Origin of the sequence: uncultured Microscilla sp. (assembly GCF_947493425.1) — a bacterium.
Classification (GTDB): domain Bacteria; phylum Bacteroidota; class Bacteroidia; order Cytophagales; family Microscillaceae; genus Microscilla.
This window is the reverse complement of record NZ_CANLRP010000434.1, coordinates 1-723: the sequence shown is the minus strand read 5'-3', so window position 1 is coordinate 723 and position 723 is coordinate 1. Positions and strand designations below refer to the sequence as shown.

Here is a 723-nt window from a genome sequence, read left to right as displayed (position 1 = left end):
TTGGATGCCTGGCTTGTTGACATCTTTGTAATAAAGTGGGTTTCTTGCTCCCGAAAATATTACCTTAATATGATGATTAGCCTGAGGTGTAAGGCTAAAAACTACGGCATCCATTCCACCACTGCGCTGTTCTGCCCTTTGTTGGCGCAGGGCTGCATTCATCAAAAAATGGAGCTGGTTTAATATTTCGGCGGGCTGGGTAATGTTTTCCTGAAATATGATTTTATCTAGTAAATTAACGCCAATCAGACTCATAAAAGCCCCCGGCACTCCATGCCCGGTACAGTCTGCCACTACTACTATGGTTTGTTCTGGCAACTGTTTTACCCAATAAAAATCACCGCTTACTACGTCTTTGGGGCGATAAATCACAAAATACTCTGAAAAAATCTGTTGCAACTCTCTGGCAACCGGCAATACCGCATGTTGAATAGTTTGGGCAGCTCTTATACTGCTGTCTATACGCTCTTTGTTTTGTCTCAGGTCTTTGTGTTGGGTTTCTATGTAGTCACGTTGCGCAATAATTTCGTCGTGGCTTTGGTGCAGCTCTTCATTAAGGGTCACCAACTCATTCTTCTTTTGCTGCAAATCATTTTTTTGGGTAGTGAGTTGCCTATTGAGTTTTTTTTGTACCTGACGACTACGAAATATAAAGACACTTACCACTAATACTGTAAACAAAACCCCCAAAACACTGAACAAGTATAACCTTTGTTGTGCCAG

1 protein-coding gene is annotated in these 723 nt (G+C 41.8%); it reads right to left on the bottom strand.

Annotation, left to right across the window (positions count from 1 at the left end):
* The coding region (locus Q0954_RS34205; protein ID WP_299466652.1) for a SpoIIE family protein phosphatase at positions 1-723 on the bottom strand (723 nt) is incomplete at both ends.